Here is a 17,714-nt window from a genome sequence, read left to right as displayed (position 1 = left end):
CAGATGCGGCACCAGCCCTCTCCCCCACCCGGCCACCCAACGGAATTGTACGCTATGGGTGGCCGGGTGGGGGAGAGGGCTGGTGCCGCCCGGCGCGTGAGCGGCGCAAAGAGCGCTCCCTCCCCGCTATCCACAGGCACCGTGGCATGTCTGCCGCTTGCCGCCCGCCCCCCGCTCCTCCACAAGGGGGGCATGTCCAATGTCCAGCCGATCCCCCTGCGCGAGCCCGAGTCCACCGGGGCCGCTGCCACCACGCTTCCCTCGAACGTCGAGGCCGAGGCAGCATTCCTCGGCGCAGTGCTGATCGACAACCGGATTCTGGAAGAACTGCCCACACCGCTGCGCGCGGAGCACTTCTACGCGCCGGTCCATGGCCGGGTCTACGAGCGCATCCAGGCGCTGATCGACCGCAAGGCCGTGGTCACCCCGGTCACCTTGAAGCCCTATTTCGAGGCGGATGAAGGCCTCAAGGAGCTTGGCGGCACCGCTTATCTCGCGCGGCTAACCGCCGATGGGCAGGGCCTGCTTGCGCCCAAGGAACTCGCCGAGCAGATCTACGACCTCGCGTTGCTGCGCGAACTCATCACCGTGGGGCGCAATCTCGTCACCGGCGCGATGGATACCAGCGAGACGGTCGCGCCCTTGAAGCAGATCGAGCAGGCCGAAGCAGCGCTCTATGCCGTGGCGGAAGGCGCGCAGACCGGCAACGAGGCGCAGAGCTTCGGCACGGCGACGCGCGTTTCGCTCGAGATGATCGAGAAGGCGCTGCTCTCTGGCGGCCATATCTCGGGCAAGACGACCGGCCTCACTTCGGTCAACGAGAAGATCGGCGGCCTCCACGACAGCGACCTCATCATCCTCGCCGGGCGCCCCGGCATGGGCAAGACATCGCTCGTCACCAATATCGCGTTCAACGCCGCCGACCGGCTGCGGCGCGATCTCGCGGACGGCATTTCGGTAAAGGACTCGGTCGGCGCGGCGGTCGCCTTCTTCAGCCTCGAAATGAGCGCGGACCAGCTCGCCACGCGTATTCTTGCCGAGCAATCGGGCATCAGCTCCGAAGCGCTGCGCATGGGCCGCATCAGCCGCGAGGACTTCCAGCAGCTGTCCTTCGCCAGCCAGCGCCTCGCCGAGCTGCCGCTCTATATCGATGACACGCCCGCGCTCACCATCGGCGCGCTGCGGACCCGCGCGCGCCGCCTGAAGCGCCGCCACGATATCGGCCTGATCGTGGTCGACTACCTGCAACTGCTCCAAGGCTCGGGCCGCGCCAGCGACAACCGCGTCAACGAAATCTCGGAAATCAGCCGCGGCCTCAAGACGCTGGCCAAGGAACTCGGCGTTCCCGTGATCGCGCTCTCGCAGCTCAGCCGCGCGGTCGAACAGCGCGACGACAAGCGCCCGATGCTTTCGGACCTGCGCGAATCGGGCTCGATCGAGCAGGACGCGGACATGGTGTGGTTCGTGTTCCGCGAGGATTACTACGTGGCAGCGCGCGAGCCGAAAGTCCCGCAAGGCTCCGACGACGCCAAGGTGCAGGAAGCCCATGCCGCGTGGCAGGCCGAAATGGAGCGCGTGTTCGGGCTTGCCGAGCTGATCGTCGCCAAGCAGCGCCACGGCTCGACCGGCAAGGTACGCTTGAAGTTCGAAGCCCGCATTACCCGGTTCAGCGACCTCGCGCCCGATCACATGGCCTATGGTTTCGACGATGAATGAGCGGCGCCAGCAAGGCGCACCCCGATTTTCTTGACTTTCTCAGCCCCGCACCCTAGCTGGCGCGCTTTCCCACAGATTTACACGGAGTGCCCCGCATGGCGCGCGTTACCGTCGAAGATTGCGTCGACAAGATCCCCAACCGCTTCGATCTCGTGCTGCTGGCCGCCGAGCGCGCCCGCGCGATCTCGGGCGGTGCGGAACTGACCGTCGATCGCGATCGTGACAAGAACCCCGTCGTCGCCCTGCGTGAGATCGCGGAAGAGACCGTGCGCCCTCATGTCCTGAAGGAAAACCTGATCCAGTCGATGCAGCGCGTGCTGCCGGACGACGACGATCAGGTGGACGAAATCGGCTCGCTTTCGCAGTCGGCCGAAGCGCTGCGCATCACCGCTGCGGCTCCGGTGCGCAACACCTCGCTCGGCGCCGATTACGACGGCTGATTTTTGGGGTCTGAGACAGACCGCCCTCTCTTGCTGGCGAGAGGGGGATAAATCCCCAAAGGCCGCTTGCACCCCGCAGGCGGCCTTGCCACATTCCATGGCATGGCCAGCCCCATGCCTTCGCGCGCTGACCGCACCGCCCCTGCGGTGAAGGCCGTGCTCGGCCCGACCAACACGGGCAAGACACACCTCGCCATTGAACGGCTTTGCGCCCATTCATCGGGCGCCATCGGCTTTCCGCTGCGCCTGCTGGCGCGCGAGGTCTACGACCGCGTCTGCAAGATCAAGGGCGAGGCCAATGTCGCGCTGATCACCGGCGAGGAGCGCATCGAACCGCCGAACGCGCGCTGGCACCTGTGCACTGTCGAAGCGATGCCCAGCCGCCCAAATCTTGCGTTTGTGGCGCTCGATGAAGCCCAACTCGCCGCCGATCCCGAACGCGGCCACGTCTTCACCGACCGCCTGCTCCATACGCGCGGACGCGAAGAGACCATGCTGCTCGGCTCGGCCACCATCGAGCCGATGGTCAAGGCGCTGGTGCCGAACGTCGAAGTCGTCAGCCGCCCGCGCTTTTCCACCTTGAGCCATGTCGGCGCGAAGAAGCTGAGCCGCATTCCGCCCCGCAGCGCGATCGTCGCCTTCTCCGCAGAGCAGGTCTACGCGATGGCCGAAATGCTGCGCCGGTTCCGAGGCGGCGCGGCGGTCGTGATGGGCGCGCTCAGCCCGCAGACGCGCAATGCCCAGGTCGCGATGTATCAGGCAGGCGAGGTCGATTACCTTGTCGCGACCGACGCCATCGGCATGGGTCTGAACCTCGATGTCAGCCATGTCGCCTTCGCAGGACTTTCCAAGTATGACGGCCATCGCCATCGCCGCCTGACCACCGCCGAGATGGCGCAGATCGCCGGCCGCGCCGGGCGGCACCACAAGGACGGCACGTTCGGCACGCTTGCCGGTCTTGGGGCCGGGATGGGCGGCCACGATCCCGAGTTCGCCGACGAAGAAGTCTACGCGATCGAGGAGCACCGTTTCCCACCGCTCACCCGCCTGTTCTGGCGCGAGGCGGAGCCGCGGTTCGACAGTCTCGCGACTCTGATTGCCGATCTCGAAAGCCCCCCGCCGCAACCCGAGCTTTCGGCGGCACCGCAGGCCATCGACCTCGCGGTCCTCAAGCGCCTGGCCGACGAACCCGACGTGGCCAGCACCGTGCGGGGGCGGGCCTCGGTCCAGCGCTTCTGGCAGGTCTGCTCGCTGCCTGACTTCCGCCAGCAGGGTTCCGAAACGCATTCGCGTTTCGTCGCCCGCCTTTGGCAGGATTTGCGCCACGGCTACCTTGGTGCGGATTACGTCGCGCAGGCCATCGCGCAGCAGGACAATCCCTCCGGCGACATCGATACCCTGCAAGGCCGCATCGCCGCAGTCCGCTCGTGGGCCTACATCACCCAGCGGCCTGATTGGGTGCTCGCGCGCGAGGAAATGGCCGCGCGCGCCCGCGCTGTCGAGACGCGTCTCAGCGATGCGCTCCACGCCCGGCTGACCGAGCGCTTCGTCAACCGCCGCACCACCGTGCTGATGCGCAAGGCGGGCGGCGATGCTTCACTGCTACCCGTGCGAATCAGTGAGGCGGGCGCGGTGCTGGTCGACGATGAACCCATCGGGCACCTTGAGGGCTTCCGTTTCGTGGTCGATCCACTGGCGCGCGCTGCGGACCGGAAGCTCCTTCTTGCCGCCGCAGAGCGCCACCTTCCCGGCCTGCTCTCCTCACGCGCCGATGAACTGATTGCGGCGGCGGACAAGCCTGCAGGTCTCACAATCGAAGACGGCACGCTCGCCTGGAATGGTCTGGTCGTCGCGAGGCTGGAACCCGGCAAGTCCGTGCTGGAACCGCGCTTGCGGATCGACTCGACGCTGGGCCTGCTTTCCGCGCGCCAGCGTCCGGTGCTGATCGCTGCGCTCGAATCATGGCTGACGCGCCGAATCGCGGCCGATCTGGGACCTCTGCTGCGCCTTGCCGAGGCTGCGTGCGCGCCCGAATCCGGGCCTGACCTGCGCGCACTTCTGCTCAAGCTGGTAGCCGGGGGCGGCGTGTTGGCGCGCGAGGAGGCCGCCCTCGACCGGCTCGATCCCCGTCAGCGCGATACCCTCAGGCGGCTTGGGGTGCGTGTCGGCGCGCTCGATCTGTTCGTGCCCGGCGTGCTCAAGTCCGGTCCGCTGGCGCTGTGGTGCAAGCTCGCGGCGCTCAAGGGCAGTGCTCCGGAGGCACCGCATGGCAGCCTCCCGCCGGTAGTGACAACGAAGGCGCCGGCCGCCGGATATCGCCGTGCCGGCGGACAGGCGATCCGCGTCGATATGGCCGAGAAGCTGCTGCAGGCCGCGCACCGCTGCCGGATCGGCGCCGCAACCAAGCGCTATCCGCTCGACCCTGCGCTCGCCCGCTCGATGGGCCTCGCCACGGCCGGTTATGCCGCTTTGCTCCGCGCCGCCGGCTTCCGTGTCCATATGGCGCGCGCGCTGGCCGAGGCGGCGCATGGCCCGCCTGCCCCGCCGCTATGGGACTGGCGCCCACCACGCGCCGCGCCCGAACGCGCCCCGGCGAGTCCTCCGCCACCCCCGACCGGCGCCTTTGCCGCGCTTGCGGAGCTGATGCGCTGATGGCCGGCGAAGCCTCCTTGCGCATCGACAAGCTGCTGTGGTTCCTGCGCTTTGCCGGCTCGCGCAGCCTTGCGCAGGACTGGGTCGCCGAAGGTCATATCCGTCTCAATGGTCGCCGCATCGAACGCGCCAGCACCGCGGTGCGCTGCGGTGATGTACTGGTCTTGCCGCTGCGCAGCGGGGTCAAGGTGATCACCGTCGGGCAGCTTCCCCGGCGCCGCGGCCCTGTCGAAGAAGCGAGGGGTTGTTATGAGGTGCTTGACGCGGCGGCCACACCCCCTCTAGCAGGTCAGGAAATCAACCCTGCCCATCCTTAAGCCGAGGGACTGCCACTGCCATGACCTATGTCGTTACCGAAGCCTGCATTCGCTGCAAGTTCATGGATTGCGTCGAGGTTTGCCCGGTGGACTGCTTCTACGAGGGCGAGAACATGCTGGTGATCAACCCCAGCGAATGCATCGATTGCGGCGTGTGCGAGCCTGAGTGCCCGGCCGAGGCGATCCTGCCCGACACCGAGAGCGGCCTCGAGCAGTGGCTTGAACTCAACGCCAAGTACTCGGCCGAGTGGCCGAACATCACCACCAAGAAGGATGCGCCTGCCGACGCCGACGAGCACAAGGGCGAGGACGGGAAGTTCGAAAAGTACTTTTCGGCCGAGCCTGGCGAAGGCGATTGATCGCTTGGTGAAGGGGGCGCCCACCGGCGTCCCCCCGAAAATGCTGCACTTTGGCGCCGATCAGCGCCCTTACCTCTGGCATTTTTGTGACAGAGGTGCTATATACGCCCGCAAGCGCTGGGCGGAACGATCCTCCCGGTAGCCGACAACACGCTAAGGCAGGACAAACGGCAAACGGATCGCAGTGCTTCTAGACCGCGTTAAAGACGGTCGTTTGCCGGACCTATCCCCAAAGGGGCCCGGAATGCTGTCCGGGGGCAATTTCGCCCCGCTTTGCTCTCGTCCCTGCTGCGCCGAAAGGATAAGCAATGGCAACCAAGGCACTTGCCTTCGATGTTGGGGATTACGTCGTCTATCCCAAGCACGGCGTCGGCCGTGTGGTGGAACTGCAAAACGAGGAAATCGCAGGCATGAAGCTGCAGCTCTATGTGCTGCGCTTCGAAAAGGAACGCATGACCCTGCGCGTGCCCGTGAACAAGGTTGAAGCGATCGGCATGCGCAAGCTGTCTTCGGACAAGACGCTGCGCGAGGCGCTCGATACCCTTAAGGGCAAGCCCAAGGTCAAGCGCACGATGTGGTCGCGCCGTGCCCAGGAATACGAAGCGAAGATCAACTCCGGCGATCTCGTCTCGATCGCGGAAGTGACTCGCGACCTGTTCCGCGCCGACGACCAGCCGGAACAGAGCTACTCGGAACGTCAGATCTTCGAAGCGGCCTCCTCGCGCCTCGCGCGTGAACTCGCCGCCATGGAAAAGACGGATGAGCCCGCTGCGCTCAAGAAGATCCTCGCGATCCTCAACGAGCACGCGCCGAAGTACTACGAAACGGTCTGAGGCCACGAGCTTCGACCGCCTGCGCTTTTGGGGAAGCGCTGAAAACAGGGCCGCCGGAGTGATCCGGCGGCCTTTTTTCATGTCCGAACCATCCGGCAAACAACCGATGTGACTCTGCGGATGACTTGGCGGCTCCCGTACCAGTGCGTTATGGTGATAACACACCAGGTTCAGGAGAGCCCCATGATCAAGGATATTGCCCGCACGCTTGGCGGGATCGCCGCTGCCGCTGTCGCGCTTTCGCTCACCGCATGTGATGGCGCCACGCTGGAAGTGAACGGGATGAAAGGTGTGCCGCTCGCCCAGCTCGATCTTTCCCAGGCGGCGCCCGAGGAAATCTCCTTGCTCGGCCCCGACAATGTCCACGTGGTGCAGGGCGACAAGCTCGCGATCACTGTCAGCGGCCATCAGGATGCCAAGGACCGCCTGCGCTTCGTGCTCAAGGATGGCAAGCTGGCGATCGGGCGGGAAGGCTGGAAGATCGGTGGCTCCGATGATCTTGCCACAGTGGAAGTCACCGTTCCCGCTGCCCGCCGCCTGGCGATGGCGGGCTCCGGCACGATGCGCGCCAATGCGCTGCGCGGCGATGCGGTGGCTGTCAGCATCGCGGGTTCGGGCGATATCGAAGTGCCCACGATCGAAACCCAGGAACTCAAGGTCGAGGTTATCGGCTCCGGTGACCTAAAGGCCGGCGGCAAGGCCAAGGCGCTCAAGGTTTCGATCGCAGGCTCGGGTTCCGCCAACATGGCAGAGCTGGCTGCCGAGGAAGCCAAGATCGAGATTGCCGGATCGGGCGATACCCGCTTCGCCTCCGACGGGCAGGTCAAGGCCGATATCATGGGCTCGGGCTCGGTGACGGTGAAGGGCCGCGCGACATGCAAGGTCAATGCAATGGGTTCGGGCACGCTGACCTGCGAGCCGTGAGCGCGGCGCCGGTCATGGCGGGGCAAGGATAATTGGGATAAGCGCCGGGTTCCCCGTTCGAAAGGCCCGGCGCTTGTCCAGCTATCCGCTCTTGCTCACCGCTCTTGCCGCGATCGCTCTGGCAGGTGGCGCCGCGAGGGCGGCGAGCCCATCCGAGGCTGACCGGGCCGCACACAAGCGCGAGCAAATGATTGCCAAGCTCGAGAGGAAGTACGGCCAGCGGCTCGAGGCGTGCAGTCGCGGCCAGACCGCTGCTTGCGCCGAAGCCAATCGGATCAGCGGCGAAATCGCGCTGCTGCGCAAGGAGCGCTAGGCGGCCGCTCGGCGCAGTCGGTCGTTGATGGCAATGCCGATTCCGTCGTCAGGAATGGGCGCCACGGCGATACGCGGTTGGGGTGCTGCCGCCGCCAGGTGCAGACAGGCATAGAGATGCGCTGCCGCCTCGATGAGATCGCCTGATGAGGACAGCGAAACAGCCCCGGCAACTTCGCCGAAGCCGATCAGAAACTCGTCCGGTTCTGCCGTCAGGGCACCAAGCCGCACCGGCTTGCCCGGCGCGTAGTGGCTGGCCAGCTGTCCCGGCGCTTCCATGCGGGCTTCAGCTGAACTCCTGACATCGGCAAACCCGCCGAGAACGGCAGCAATGTCCGCCTCGGTCACCGGGCCAGGCCGTAGCACCTGCCATCCGCCACCCGGACGGAGCGCGACAATGGTCGATTCGAGGCCCTGTGGTGTCACGCCGCCATCGAGAATGAGGTCTGCCCGCGCGCCCAGCGAAGCCGCTACATGCGCGGCGCTGGTCGGGCTTACGCCGCCGCTCCGGTTCGCCGAAGGCGCGGCGAGCGGCAAACCGGCAGCCGCCAGCACAGATCGCATCACCGGATGCGTGGGAACCCTGATTGCTACCGTAGGCAGTCCTGCGGTCACGGCGGCAGCCAGCGGCGCATCTGCCCGGCGTGGGAGCACCATGGTCAACGGCCCCGGCCAGAATGCTGCGGCCAGCGCCTGCGCGCGGCTGTCGAACTCCGCCAGCCTCTCCGCTGCAAATACATCCAGGACATGGACAATCAGCGGGTTGAAATCGGGTCGCCCCTTGGCGCGGTAGATCGCCGCCACCGCCGCATCGCTGTCTGCCCTTGCGGCGAGGCCATAGACGGTCTCGGTGGGCACCGCGACAGTCCCGCCCGCTTCCAGCACGCGCGCAGCCTCCGCAATGCGCTCGGCATCAGCGGCTTGCACATTTGGAGGCGTTTGCGTGGTCATGGCTTGCCGCTATAGCCCTCAGCGAGGACTGCCAAGGAAAACAGCGCATGAGCTTTACCGCACCCACCCAGGACCAGCTTCTCGCGATGCGCATCTGCGCCGGAATCGACGAGCTGGCAGCCCACGAACGCTACGGCGCGGCGACTCCCGACGTGGTCGAGGCGATTGCCGAGGGCATCGGCACGTTTGCTGCGGGCGAATGGGCGCCGCTCAACCGAATCGGCGATACCGAGGGCGCTCACTGCAAGGACGGCGTGGTGTCCTCGCCCACGGGCTATGCCGAGGCCTATTCGGCATTTGTCGAGCAGGGCTGGAATTCCATTGCCGGACCCGCCGAGTTTGGCGGACAAGGCCTGCCTTTCACGCTCGCCACGTGTGTGCTCGAAACGCTGGGCGCGGCCAACATGGGCTTCACGCTGCTGCCGATGCTGACCGTCGGCGCGATCGAGGCGCTCGATCACCACGGCAGCGAGGCGCAGAAGGCGATGTACCTGCCCAAGCTTATCTCGGGTGCGTGGTCGGGCACGATGAACCTGACCGAGCCGCAAGCCGGGTCCGACGTCGGCGCGCTGCGCAGCACTGCGGTGAAGATCGAGGAAGGCCCCCACGCCGGCAAGTACCGCATCGCCGGGACCAAGATCTACATCACCTGGGGCGAGCATGAGCTGGCCGAGAACGTGATCCACCTCGTCCTTGCGCGCACCCCCGGCGCGCCTGCCGGGTCGCGCGGCATCTCGCTGTTCATCGTGCCCAAGTACCACGTGAATGCCGATGGCTCGCTTGGTGAGCGCAATGATCTGCGCGCCGTGTCGATCGAGCACAAGCTGGGCATCAATGTCTCGCCCACTTGTGTCATGTCCTATGGCGACAATGCCGAGTGCATCGGCGAACTCGTCGGCCATGAGAACGAAGGCCTCAAGGCCATGTTCACGATGATGAACTCGGCGCGCATCAACGTCGGCAGCCAGGGCGTGCAGATTGCTGAGCGGGCGTTGCAGCAGGCTCGAGCCTATGCGCGGGACCGCATCCAATCCGCCCGCGCCGGTTCGCCTGACAAGAACCCGGTGGCAATCATCGAGCACCCAGACGTGCGCCGCATGATCCTGCGCATGCGCGCCCTCACTGAAGGCTCGCGCGCGCTGCTCTATTACACCGCGGGACAAGTCGACCGTGGCCTTCTGGGTGATCGCGCCGCACAGCAGCGTGCCGAACTGCTCGTACCGCTGCTCAAGGCCTGGGGCACCGATGTCGGCTGTGAAGTCGCCAGCTTGGGAATCCAGATTCACGGCGGCATGGGGTTCGTCGAGGAAACCGGCGCCGCGCAGCATTACCGCGACGCGCGCATCGCGCCGATCTATGAAGGCACCAACGGCATCCAGGCCGCCGATCTCGTTACCCGCAAGCTCGGCATGGAGCAGGGCGGCGTGCTGCAGGCGCTGATGGCCGACATCTCGGCCGAGATGCAGGACGTCCCCGAAGTCGCCTCGCTCGCCAAGGACGCGGCTGCAATCGGTTCGTGGATGGCCAGCGGCGATGCGACGCTCGACGATAAGCTCGCGGGCAGCGTCCCCTTCCTTACCATGTGTGCGGTTGCGGTGGCTGGCTGGCAGCTGGCGCGGCAGGCACGAGCCACCGGCAGCATGGAGAAGACCGCGGTGACCAAGGTGTTCAACCGCACCATCGTCCCCGAGGCCCGTGGGCTCGGGGCAGCGGCGATGGCCGGTGCGGCCCTCTACTTCGAACTGGAGAGCGAGGCGCTGACCGGATGAGCGAGCCTTTGCTCGAACGGATTGCCGCCGCGCTCGAGCGCCTGGCACCGCCCGCTCCGGCGGCAACGGACTGGCTGGCGCATCCCGCCTATGTCTGGACAGGCACGGGTGCGCGCGCGGTCGATCCGCTCGAGGCGCCTCCGCTGGCGCTGATCAAGGGTGTCGATGCACAAAAGGGGGCAGTAGCCGAGAACGTCCTGCGCCTCGCCTCGGGTGCGGCCTCGCACGACATGCTGCTGTGGGGTTCGCGTGGCATGGGCAAGTCGGCGCTGGTTCGCGCTGCGATCCGCGCGGCACAGGATGTGCATCCGGGCCGGATCGCGCTGATTCAGGCGTCACCTGATGAAAGCCTCGCCCTGCTGCTGGGCGAATTGCGCAAGGCGGACCGCCGCTTCCTGATCCTGCTCGACGATCTGGGTTTCGATGCAGGCGATGCCGGTTCAGCGCGCCGACTGCGCTCCTGGCTCGAAGGCGGTGTCGAGGCCCGTCCAGCGAACGTCCGCCTCGCCGTCACGTCCAATCGCCGCGCCATCGTCGAGCGCCACATGGCCGAGCAGGACGATCCAATCAATCCGCGCGATGTTGTCGACGACCGGCTCGCGCTCGCCGACCGCTTCGGCCTGTCGCTTGGTTTCCATGCCTGCTCGCAGGACGACTACCTCGCGATCATCCACGGTTACGCGGTGCACTACGGCCTCACCTTCGCCGAAGATGATGCACTGACGTGGTCGAAGCAGCGCGGCGGCCGTTCGGGCCGCGTCGCGTGGCAGTATGTTAACGAATTGGCCGGACGGGCTGGCCGCAGTCTTTAATTCTGCGATTTGGTCAGGTCGGAATCCGTCGCCGGCTTGACGATGAACTTCGTGCCCGGCTTGGGGGCAGGCGGCATTGGCGTCGCAGGAATCGCGGCAATCTCAGGCGCCGGCTTCGCGCCCGGCGCTACGACGCGCCAGATCACGCCGCCGGTGTCGTCGCTGACCAGCAGCGCGCCATCCTTCGCGAAGGCGACCCAAGTGGGGCGGCCGTGCGTGGTCTGGTCCTTGGCCAGGAAGCCGGTCAGCACCGGCACCGGCGGCCGTGGCAAGGCATTGCCGTTGTTGTCGAACGCCACGAACACCACGTCATAGCCGGAAAGCGGCTTGCGGTTCCACGAACCGTGCCGCGCGACGAAGGCACCGCTGGCAAACCGTTCACCCATCAGGTTGCCGCCCTTCGCAAAAGCGAGGCCGAGCGGCGCCACGTGCGAACCGAGACCGTATTCCGGCTTGCGCACATAGGAGAACATGTCGTTCGGCATCGGATCGGTGACGCGCCAGTCGATGTTCTTCTTCCAGTAGACCCACGGCCAGCCATACTGCGCGCCAAGCGGAACGTTGGTGAGGTAATCGGGCACGAGGTCCGAGCCCAGCATGTCGCGCTCGTTCACCGTGGTCCACAGCTCGCCGCTGCGCGGATTGAAATCGAGCCCGTTGGGATTGCGCAGGCCCTGAGCATAGGTGCGCGAGCTCTTTCGCTCGAAGTCATACTCGTAGATCGCCGCACGGCCCTTTTCCTTGTCGAGGCCGTTCTCGGCGATGTTCGAGGCAGAACCGACGGTGACGTAGAGCAGCTTGCCATCCGGGCTCAGCGCCAGATTGCGCGCCCAGTGGTTGCCGCCGCCGGGCAGGTCCATCAGCTTCTCGGGCTTGCCGTCGAGCGTGGTCTGGCCGGGCGTGAACGGCCACGAAACCACCGCGTCGTGATTGCCAACATAGAGCCGGCCCTCGTGCAGCACCATCCCGAACGGTGAACTCAGCCCCGGATTGCTCATCACGAAGCGCTGTTCGGCCACGCCGTCGCCATTGCCGTCACGCAGGACGACGAGCTTGTTGGGCGATGCCTCACCCGCACCGGCGGCCGAGAACAGATAGCCCATGACGAGCCCGGTGATCCCGCCCGGGCCGCGCTGCGGCGGACCATTCGTTTCGGCGGCGAGCACATCGCCGTTGGGCAGCACGGTCAGCGTACGCGGGTGATCCAGCTGGTCGGCAAAGCGCGTCACCACAAGACCTTCAGCCGCGACCGGCTTCTCGCCCGCTGCCCAGCCGATGGGCTTGGCGATGCCGATCGTCGGGAACCACTGCGGCGCCGCCTTGGCAAGTTCAGGCTTGGGCCCGGTGGTCTTGTCGAGCGTAAGCTGTGCTGAATCGCCGCGCAGCAACCAGAAAGCAGCGGCAGCAAGCGCGATGAGGACGATGACGAGCCCGGTCAGGGTCTTGCGGAGCGTGAACATGGCCCATGTCTAGAACCCGGGCCGCCTTCCCGCAATGGCCCTCGCGGTGAAGCGCCCGGCCTGCTAAGCGCCCCGCATGTACGATTTCACGCCCGTTCCCGGCCAGCCAAAGCCCGCGCTCTACGCCGATCTCCTCGACGCGGCCCGCGCGATCACCCACGACGAGCCCGATGCCGTGGCGAACATGGCCAATTGCGCCGCGTTGCTCGATGAATTCCTGCCCGATCTCAACTGGGCGGGGTTCTACCGCATGGTCGGCGGCGAACTCGTGCTCGGGCCCTTTGCCGGGCGTCCCGCCTGCATCCGCATCGCGCTGGGCCAAGGTGTGTGCGGCGCGGCAGCAGCTTCCGGCGAGACGCAGCTGGTGCCCGATGTCCATGCCTTCCCCGGACACATCGCGTGCGATGCCGCCAGCCGCTCCGAACTGGTCGTCCCGGTTCTACGTGATGGCGCGGTGATTGCCGTCATCGATCTCGACAGCCCGCTGCTCGCCCGCTTCGATGCCGAGGATGCCGCCGGGATCGAAGCGCTGGCCCGCCTGCTTTCGGACCGCATCTAGCCCGCACCCCTGCCCCGTTTCGGCACAATGCCGCCGCACCCCGTGGCCCAGCGCGGCGCGGGATGCTAAACAGCGTGTTAACCCGGATTCTCGCGCGCCGTGCGTGTCCGGCCGATGCTGACAGGGGAACACAATGGCCAGACTTTTCCGTGCCCTCGCGGTGACCGCGCTGGCCTCCAGCCTCGCCGTTCCAGCACTCGCGCATGAAACGCCGGCGCAGGTGCCTGTGCAGAGCAGCTGGCAGACGACCTATCCCGGTGTCTTCCCGGGCGGCTATCCGGTCTATGGTGGGCCGGTCTACAGCGTGCCGGTCTACTCGGTGCCTATGGCGCCGCCCCAGGGTTATGTACCTCCGCAAGGCTACGTTCCGGCTCCACAAGGCTACGTCCCCCCGCAGGGCTATGTTGCACCGCCCCCGCCAGCAGCGGACAGCGATCCGCGCTACCGTGAGATGATCGACAAGTGCCAGGGCGTGACCAACCGTCATAGCGGGACGACCGGCGCAGTAATCGGCGGCCTCGTCGGCGGTGTCGTCGGAAACCGCGTCGCCTCGGGCGAGCGTACGGTCGGGACAGTGGCGGGCGCCGCTGTCGGTGCGGTGGCGGGCGGCGTCATTGGCAAATCCATCGACAAGAAGCGCGAGCGGGAATGCGAGGAGTTCTTCAGCACCTATTCGCCGCCGCAACCGGCTCCCGGCTACTACGGCTATGCTGCACCCGCCGGCGGCTATGCCTATGGCTACCCGTCCTATGGCTATGTCCCCCCGATGACGGGCGCGCCGATGGGTTATGTCATGGTACCGTCGAATGCACCGCAAGCCGTCGCCTCGGCTCAGGGTGCCTGCACTGAAACACGCACGGTCTCCTACGAGTATGTCCCGGTGAAGAAGCGCTACATCGGCGCCCCGCCGCGCCGCCCGGTGCTGCGCGACAAGCGGGTTCGAGTGCCGATGGGCAGCTGAACCGGCCTATTCGCCGCTTGCGGGGCCCGGGAGGAGGGCTACCACAACGCCGACTTCGTGCATGATCCCGGAAGGGAGCCGCATCAGCACGTGACCGTTGTAATCGACATCGAACCGGGTAGCGTCGGTCTGGAAGGTCCACGCATAGTCGGCAGAGGAGGGCAACGCTTTGCGACCCACAGGGCGGCGCGTGCCGTCATAAGCGTCGATCCGCCCGCTCTTGGTGATATAGTAGTCGCTCGTGTCATCGTAGAGGATGATGCGTGCAACCAGCGCAAGGTCTGACGCCCCTTCGCCCTCGCCATCAGGATCGAAGCGGCTCTGGCGCATCGGTGCGAGCCCGCGATTGTGGCGGGCCTGGGTGAGTTCAGCGCTGACCAGCGCTTCGGCATTCTGCCAGCCATGGACGATCGCCGCGATCCGATCCTTGCGGCCGGGATGCGTCGGTGTCGCCTGCTCGGGCAGGATGCGAGCGGCCGCCGAAGTCGTCTCCGCCAGCGTAGCGCCCAGCCGCGACAACACGAAGCCGGAGAACTCGTCAGCCTCCAGCTCGTCGCGCCACGGTTCGGCTGACTGGCGCAGGGTGTGGCCGGCCAGATGATGGCCCACTTCATGCGCGAGAATGCTCATTGCGCCCCAGTCCGGGCAGATGCGATCCGCCACTTGCGCCATGAAGCGCGGATCGAACAGGATAACACGCCGCCCATTGATAATCTCCGCCGCTGCGGGGGTCGAGGGATCGACGATCATCTCGAAGTTCATCTCGAGACCGCTGACGCGCACCACGCGCTCGACCTGAGTCCGGGCTTCAGCGAGATCGACTTCGCGCGAGGCGTTCTGCTGGCCAATGTAGCCCATCGCACCAACGCTCTGCACATGGCTTTCGCTCGGCCAGTAATCGTGAAGCCGCGCCTGGGACCACTCTCTGCCCAGCTCGCATTGGCCCTTCTCACGAGCACCTGGAGATTGGGTGCTCTGTGGTGAGGCGGATTGGGCCCAGACACACCCCGGCAATGCCGCCCCGAAGCCCAGGGCAGCGACAATTGCAAAGGTCCGACGCTTCATTGAGGATCAACTGACAGAATAGGAGGCGCTGTCCAAAAGCGGCGCAGGAAGAAGTGGTTCGTGGTTACATGGGGTCTCGACGGCGCTCGGGCCGACGCATGTTCCACCTGCACACTCCCACTTCGTATCTTGCCTTAGTTATACAGGCTAGGTGCCTAAGGCAAAATACATATATCTACCGATCTTCAGTCTGTTTTGCCTTGGCCAAGCAACGGAAAACTATGCGAATTCTAATTTACGATCCGAAAAGTGTAGCTGTAGCTGTCGCGGGGAGCATCTCGCACGCCGGTGATCGTAACCGAATAGGTGCGGCCAGGAACGAGTCCATCGACTCGCCATGATAGGCAATTGGGCACGCCATAGCCCTCGTTATCCCAGCGCCGATCTCGAACGGGCAAGGCCTGCCGGCCATCGCTGATGGCAACCTTTGCGTCCGAGAAATCGACGGTGGACATCGCATCCGGATCCTCGCTCACCGAAAACGAGAGACGGGCGTGCGCGGAGAAGAACTGCGCCGGATAGTCGCCTTGTGGCCACGCGACGTATTCTGGAATGCGTGCCTTGCCTCCACGACGCTGCGTATCCCCGGGAAAGTCGAAAACCTTCATGACGACCGAATCCATCCGGACACCGCCTGGCAGAACCGTGAGAACGCGGCCCAGCGCAGTCTGATCCAGCCAGGGATCGAGCATCCAGCGGCGATGGCCGATTTCGTCGCCATCGCCCTCGATCAGCCATTCGGCGAGGATGGCGTTGTCATCCTCATAGGTCAGGTACGGCGATGATACGCCGCCAAGCAGATTGGAGCTTCCTGCAGCGCCCGCACCGGCGGCGGTCCAGCATGTCCACGTCGGCGGAGGATCGTGGCTCAGCGCATTGTTGGTCGCCATGATGAGCGCCGCTTCGGCAGCGGCCCGGTCGGCACCCTCGTTGTAACGCACCGGCGCCAGCCCATGCCGCGCGCGCATGGCGTTGAAAGCTTCGAGGAAGCGGTACTTGGTCTCGGGCCGCAGCACGCCTGGGACGCATCGGCCAGGATCGGGCGGCTGGGTGTAGAGGGTTGCAGTATTGGCCCAGGCCTGCGCGTCGCCTGGCATCACGGCGCTGTGATAAGGGACCGTAGCTGTCGTCGGCGCCCCAACTTCCTCGATGATCACTTCGTCGGGATCAGGATCGTACTGCGCGCTGAGCGGCATGGGACCGCAGAGCAGCAAAAGGGCAAGACAGGCAGCCACAACACGACCATGCGCACGCGGGTTCAGGATGGCTCCTTTCCGCGTGCGCATGGCAGTCGTGTCAGCAGTTCTGGCTGGTCATGAGCAAGGCTCAGAGCTTGCGCCCGATAAGCTCCTTCATGATCTCGTTCGTGCCGCCAAAGATGCGCGTCACGCGTGCGCCTCGCCAGGCGCGGGCGATCGCGTATTCGTTCATGTAGCCGGCGCCGCCGTGGAGCTGGAGGCACTTGTCCATCACTTCCCACTGCAGTTCGGTGTGCCACAGCTTGGCAGCTGCGCCTTCCTCGGCGGTCAGTTCGCGCTTGAGGTGACGGGCAAGTGCCCAGTCGAGGTGCGCCCAGCCGACCTGCAGCTTGGCCTTGAGGTCGGCCAGCGTGAAGCGGGTGTTCTGGAAATCGAGCACCGGCTTGCCGAATGCCTTGCGCTCACGGGTGAAAGCAACGGTGTCGTCGAACGCCTTCTGCGCCGAGGCCTGCGCGCTGACGGCGATCGACAGGCGCTCCTGCGGCAGCTCGCTCATCAGGTAAATGAAGCCCTTGCCTTCTTCGCCGAGGCAATTGGTGATCGGCACGCGCACGTCCTCGAAGAACAGTTCCGAGGTATCGGCTTCATCCTGACCGATCTTGTCGAGGTTGCGCCCGCGCTTGAAGCCTTCGCGCTCGGCTTCGACCAGCACGATCGAGACGCCCTTCCAGGCCGGCTGGACTTCGGTGTCGGTCTTGCAGCAGACGAGGATGAGGTCGGCGTTCTGGCCATTGGTGATGTAGGTCTTCGACCCGTTGATCACGTAGTGGTTGCCGTCCTTCTTGGCCGTCGTGCGCATGCCCTGAAGGTCGGAACCCGTGCCCGGCTCGGTCATCGCGATGGCGGTGACGACTTCGCCCGCCACCATCTTCGGCAGCCACTTGCGCTTCTGCTCTTCGGACCCGTACGAAACGAGGTAGTTCACCACGATATCGGACTGGAGCGAGAACCCGGTCGCGACGCGGCCGTAGTAGGCGCTTTCTTCATCGACGATGGCGTTGTAGCCGAAATCAAGGCCGAGGCCGCCGTATTCCTCAGGAACGGTCGGGCAGAGCATCCCGAGCTCGCCCGCCTTGGGCCAGATCGACTTGGGCACGATCCCGGCCTCGGCCCATTCGTTGGCGTGGGGCGCGATTTCGGTTTCGAGATAACGGCGCACCGTCTGACGGAACGCCTCGTGATCGGGCGTGTAGGCAGAGCGGGGAATCAGATCGAGCGACATGGCAGGCTCTCCGGTTTCAGGTCTGTTATTGCCCAGAAAGATAGGCAAACCAATCCGGACCGGTCAATCGAAATTAATCGACCGGTTAAGGCCCCTGTCCTTC

The 17,714-nt window shown here is 65.7% G+C and carries 17 protein-coding genes; 12 read left to right on the top strand and 5 right to left on the bottom strand.

What is annotated here, in order from left to right; genetic code table 11:
• Positions 1–192 precede the first annotated feature (192 nt).
• The 8 genes from IP83_RS13160 (at position 193) to IP83_RS20285 (ending at position 7,554) form a co-directional block, all read left to right on the top strand.
• A complete protein-coding gene (locus IP83_RS13160) occupies positions 193–1,716 on the top strand; it encodes a replicative DNA helicase (RefSeq protein WP_054122672.1) in 1,524 nt (507 codons plus the stop codon).
• Positions 1,717–1,811: 95 nt separating this feature from the next.
• On the top strand, positions 1,812–2,156 hold the full coding sequence (gene rpoZ, locus IP83_RS13155; RefSeq protein WP_054122671.1) for a DNA-directed RNA polymerase subunit omega: 345 nt from the start codon (positions 1,812–1,814) through the stop codon (positions 2,154–2,156).
• A gap of 102 nt (positions 2,157–2,258) precedes the next feature.
• Complete coding sequence (locus IP83_RS13150) at positions 2,259–4,808, top strand: helicase-related protein (RefSeq protein ID WP_054122670.1); 2,550 nt, start codon at positions 2,259–2,261, stop codon at positions 4,806–4,808.
• A complete protein-coding gene (locus IP83_RS13145) occupies positions 4,808–5,125 on the top strand; it encodes an RNA-binding S4 domain-containing protein (protein ID WP_054122669.1) in 318 nt (105 codons plus the stop codon). The genes IP83_RS13150 and IP83_RS13145 overlap by 1 nt, the downstream gene beginning before the upstream one ends.
• Positions 5,126–5,145: 20 nt before the next feature.
• Complete coding sequence (gene fdxA / locus IP83_RS13140; RefSeq protein ID WP_054122668.1) at positions 5,146–5,484, top strand: ferredoxin FdxA; 339 nt, start codon at positions 5,146–5,148, stop codon at positions 5,482–5,484.
• 308 nt (positions 5,485–5,792) lie between these two features.
• Positions 5,793–6,317 (top strand): CarD family transcriptional regulator, encoded by a 525-nt coding sequence (locus IP83_RS13135; RefSeq protein WP_054122667.1) that lies wholly within the window; start codon positions 5,793–5,795, stop codon positions 6,315–6,317.
• Positions 6,318–6,500: 183 nt separating this feature from the next.
• Positions 6,501–7,241, top strand: coding sequence for a head GIN domain-containing protein (locus IP83_RS13130; RefSeq protein ID WP_054122666.1), 741 nt, complete (start codon positions 6,501–6,503; stop codon positions 7,239–7,241).
• Between the two features lie 73 nt (positions 7,242–7,314).
• A complete protein-coding gene (locus tag IP83_RS20285) occupies positions 7,315–7,554 on the top strand; it encodes a hypothetical protein (RefSeq protein ID WP_156309712.1) in 240 nt (79 codons plus the stop codon).
• On the opposite strand, the gene IP83_RS13125 is transcribed toward IP83_RS20285, so the two are convergent.
• A complete protein-coding gene (locus IP83_RS13125) occupies positions 7,551–8,504 on the bottom strand; it encodes an L-threonylcarbamoyladenylate synthase (protein WP_054122665.1) in 954 nt (317 codons plus the stop codon). The genes IP83_RS20285 and IP83_RS13125 overlap by 4 nt on opposite strands.
• Positions 8,505–8,551: 47 nt before the next feature.
• Between IP83_RS13125 and IP83_RS13120 the strand changes: the two genes are divergently transcribed.
• Positions 8,552–10,273, top strand: a complete 1,722-nt coding sequence (locus IP83_RS13120; RefSeq protein WP_054122664.1) for an acyl-CoA dehydrogenase — start codon at positions 8,552–8,554, stop codon at positions 10,271–10,273.
• On the top strand, positions 10,270–11,085 hold the full coding sequence (locus IP83_RS13115) for an ATP-binding protein (protein WP_054122663.1): 816 nt from the start codon (positions 10,270–10,272) through the stop codon (positions 11,083–11,085). The genes IP83_RS13120 and IP83_RS13115 overlap by 4 nt, the downstream gene beginning before the upstream one ends.
• Here IP83_RS13115 and IP83_RS13110 read toward each other — a convergent pair.
• The gene (locus IP83_RS13110) at positions 11,082–12,545 is read right to left on the bottom strand and encodes a sorbosone dehydrogenase family protein (protein ID WP_054122662.1); all 1,464 of its coding nucleotides are present in this window, start codon (positions 12,543–12,545) and stop codon (positions 11,082–11,084) included. The two genes, IP83_RS13115 and IP83_RS13110, sit on opposite strands and share 4 nt — an antisense overlap.
• A 76-nt stretch (positions 12,546–12,621) precedes the next feature.
• Here IP83_RS13110 and IP83_RS13105 point away from each other — a divergent pair, with 76 nt between their 5' ends.
• Positions 12,622–13,104: a GAF domain-containing protein gene (locus IP83_RS13105; RefSeq protein ID WP_054122661.1), complete on the top strand. Its 483-nt coding sequence runs from the start codon at positions 12,622–12,624 to the stop codon at positions 13,102–13,104.
• Between the two features lie 133 nt (positions 13,105–13,237).
• Positions 13,238–14,065, top strand: a complete 828-nt coding sequence (locus IP83_RS13100) for a glycine zipper 2TM domain-containing protein (protein ID WP_054122660.1) — start codon at positions 13,238–13,240, stop codon at positions 14,063–14,065.
• A 6-nt stretch (positions 14,066–14,071) separates the two neighbouring features.
• On the opposite strand, the gene IP83_RS13095 is transcribed toward IP83_RS13100, so the two are convergent.
• The 3 genes from IP83_RS13095 to IP83_RS13085 all read right to left on the bottom strand — a co-directional run bounded on the left by IP83_RS13095 (position 14,072) and on the right by IP83_RS13085 (position 17,611).
• Entirely contained in the window at positions 14,072–14,923 is an 852-nt protein-coding gene (locus tag IP83_RS13095) for a hypothetical protein (RefSeq protein WP_054122659.1), read from the bottom strand.
• Between the two features lie 437 nt (positions 14,924–15,360).
• A complete protein-coding gene (locus tag IP83_RS13090) occupies positions 15,361–16,326 on the bottom strand; it encodes a CAP domain-containing protein (RefSeq protein ID WP_054122658.1) in 966 nt (321 codons plus the stop codon).
• 130 nt (positions 16,327–16,456) lie between these two features.
• A complete protein-coding gene (locus IP83_RS13085; RefSeq protein ID WP_054122657.1) occupies positions 16,457–17,611 on the bottom strand; it encodes an acyl-CoA dehydrogenase family protein in 1,155 nt (384 codons plus the stop codon).
• Between the last annotated feature and the right edge of the window lie 103 nt (positions 17,612–17,714).

The organism is Novosphingobium sp. AAP93 (assembly GCF_001296055.1).
Lineage (GTDB): Bacteria > Pseudomonadota > Alphaproteobacteria > Sphingomonadales > Sphingomonadaceae > Novosphingobium.
This window is presented reverse-complemented; position numbering and strand designations above follow the sequence as displayed.

What these genes read in the sequence shown, in the direction of transcription:
- IP83_RS13115 (WP_054122663.1), top strand. Translation starts at nt 10,270, where the DNA reads ATGAGCGAGCCTTTGCTCGAACGGATTGCCGCCGCGCTCGAGCGCCTG.
- IP83_RS13130 (WP_054122666.1), top strand. Translation starts at nt 6,501, where the DNA reads ATGATCAAGGATATTGCCCGCACGCTTGGCGGGATCGCCGCTGCCGCT.
- IP83_RS13135 (WP_054122667.1), top strand. Translation starts at nt 5,793, where the DNA reads ATGGCAACCAAGGCACTTGCCTTCGATGTTGGGGATTACGTCGTCTAT.
- IP83_RS13090 (WP_054122658.1), bottom strand. Translation starts at nt 16,326, where the DNA reads ATGCCGCTCAGCGCGCAGTACGATCCTGATCCCGACGAAGTGATCATC.
- IP83_RS13095 (WP_054122659.1), bottom strand. Translation starts at nt 14,923, where the DNA reads ATGGGCTACATTGGCCAGCAGAACGCCTCGCGCGAAGTCGATCTCGCT.
- IP83_RS13105 (WP_054122661.1), top strand. Translation starts at nt 12,622, where the DNA reads ATGTACGATTTCACGCCCGTTCCCGGCCAGCCAAAGCCCGCGCTCTAC.
- rpoZ (WP_054122671.1), top strand. Translation starts at nt 1,812, where the DNA reads ATGGCGCGCGTTACCGTCGAAGATTGCGTCGACAAGATCCCCAACCGC.
- IP83_RS13100 (WP_054122660.1), top strand. Translation starts at nt 13,238, where the DNA reads ATGGCCAGACTTTTCCGTGCCCTCGCGGTGACCGCGCTGGCCTCCAGC.
- IP83_RS13120 (WP_054122664.1), top strand. Translation starts at nt 8,552, where the DNA reads ATGAGCTTTACCGCACCCACCCAGGACCAGCTTCTCGCGATGCGCATC.
- IP83_RS13160 (WP_054122672.1), top strand. Translation starts at nt 193, where the DNA reads ATGTCCAATGTCCAGCCGATCCCCCTGCGCGAGCCCGAGTCCACCGGG.
- IP83_RS13085 (WP_054122657.1), bottom strand. Translation starts at nt 17,611, where the DNA reads ATGTCGCTCGATCTGATTCCCCGCTCTGCCTACACGCCCGATCACGAG.
- fdxA (WP_054122668.1), top strand. Translation starts at nt 5,146, where the DNA reads ATGACCTATGTCGTTACCGAAGCCTGCATTCGCTGCAAGTTCATGGAT.
- IP83_RS13150 (WP_054122670.1), top strand. Translation starts at nt 2,259, where the DNA reads ATGGCCAGCCCCATGCCTTCGCGCGCTGACCGCACCGCCCCTGCGGTG.
- IP83_RS13110 (WP_054122662.1), bottom strand. Translation starts at nt 12,545, where the DNA reads ATGTTCACGCTCCGCAAGACCCTGACCGGGCTCGTCATCGTCCTCATC.
- IP83_RS13125 (WP_054122665.1), bottom strand. Translation starts at nt 8,504, where the DNA reads ATGACCACGCAAACGCCTCCAAATGTGCAAGCCGCTGATGCCGAGCGC.
- IP83_RS13145 (WP_054122669.1), top strand. Translation starts at nt 4,808, where the DNA reads ATGGCCGGCGAAGCCTCCTTGCGCATCGACAAGCTGCTGTGGTTCCTG.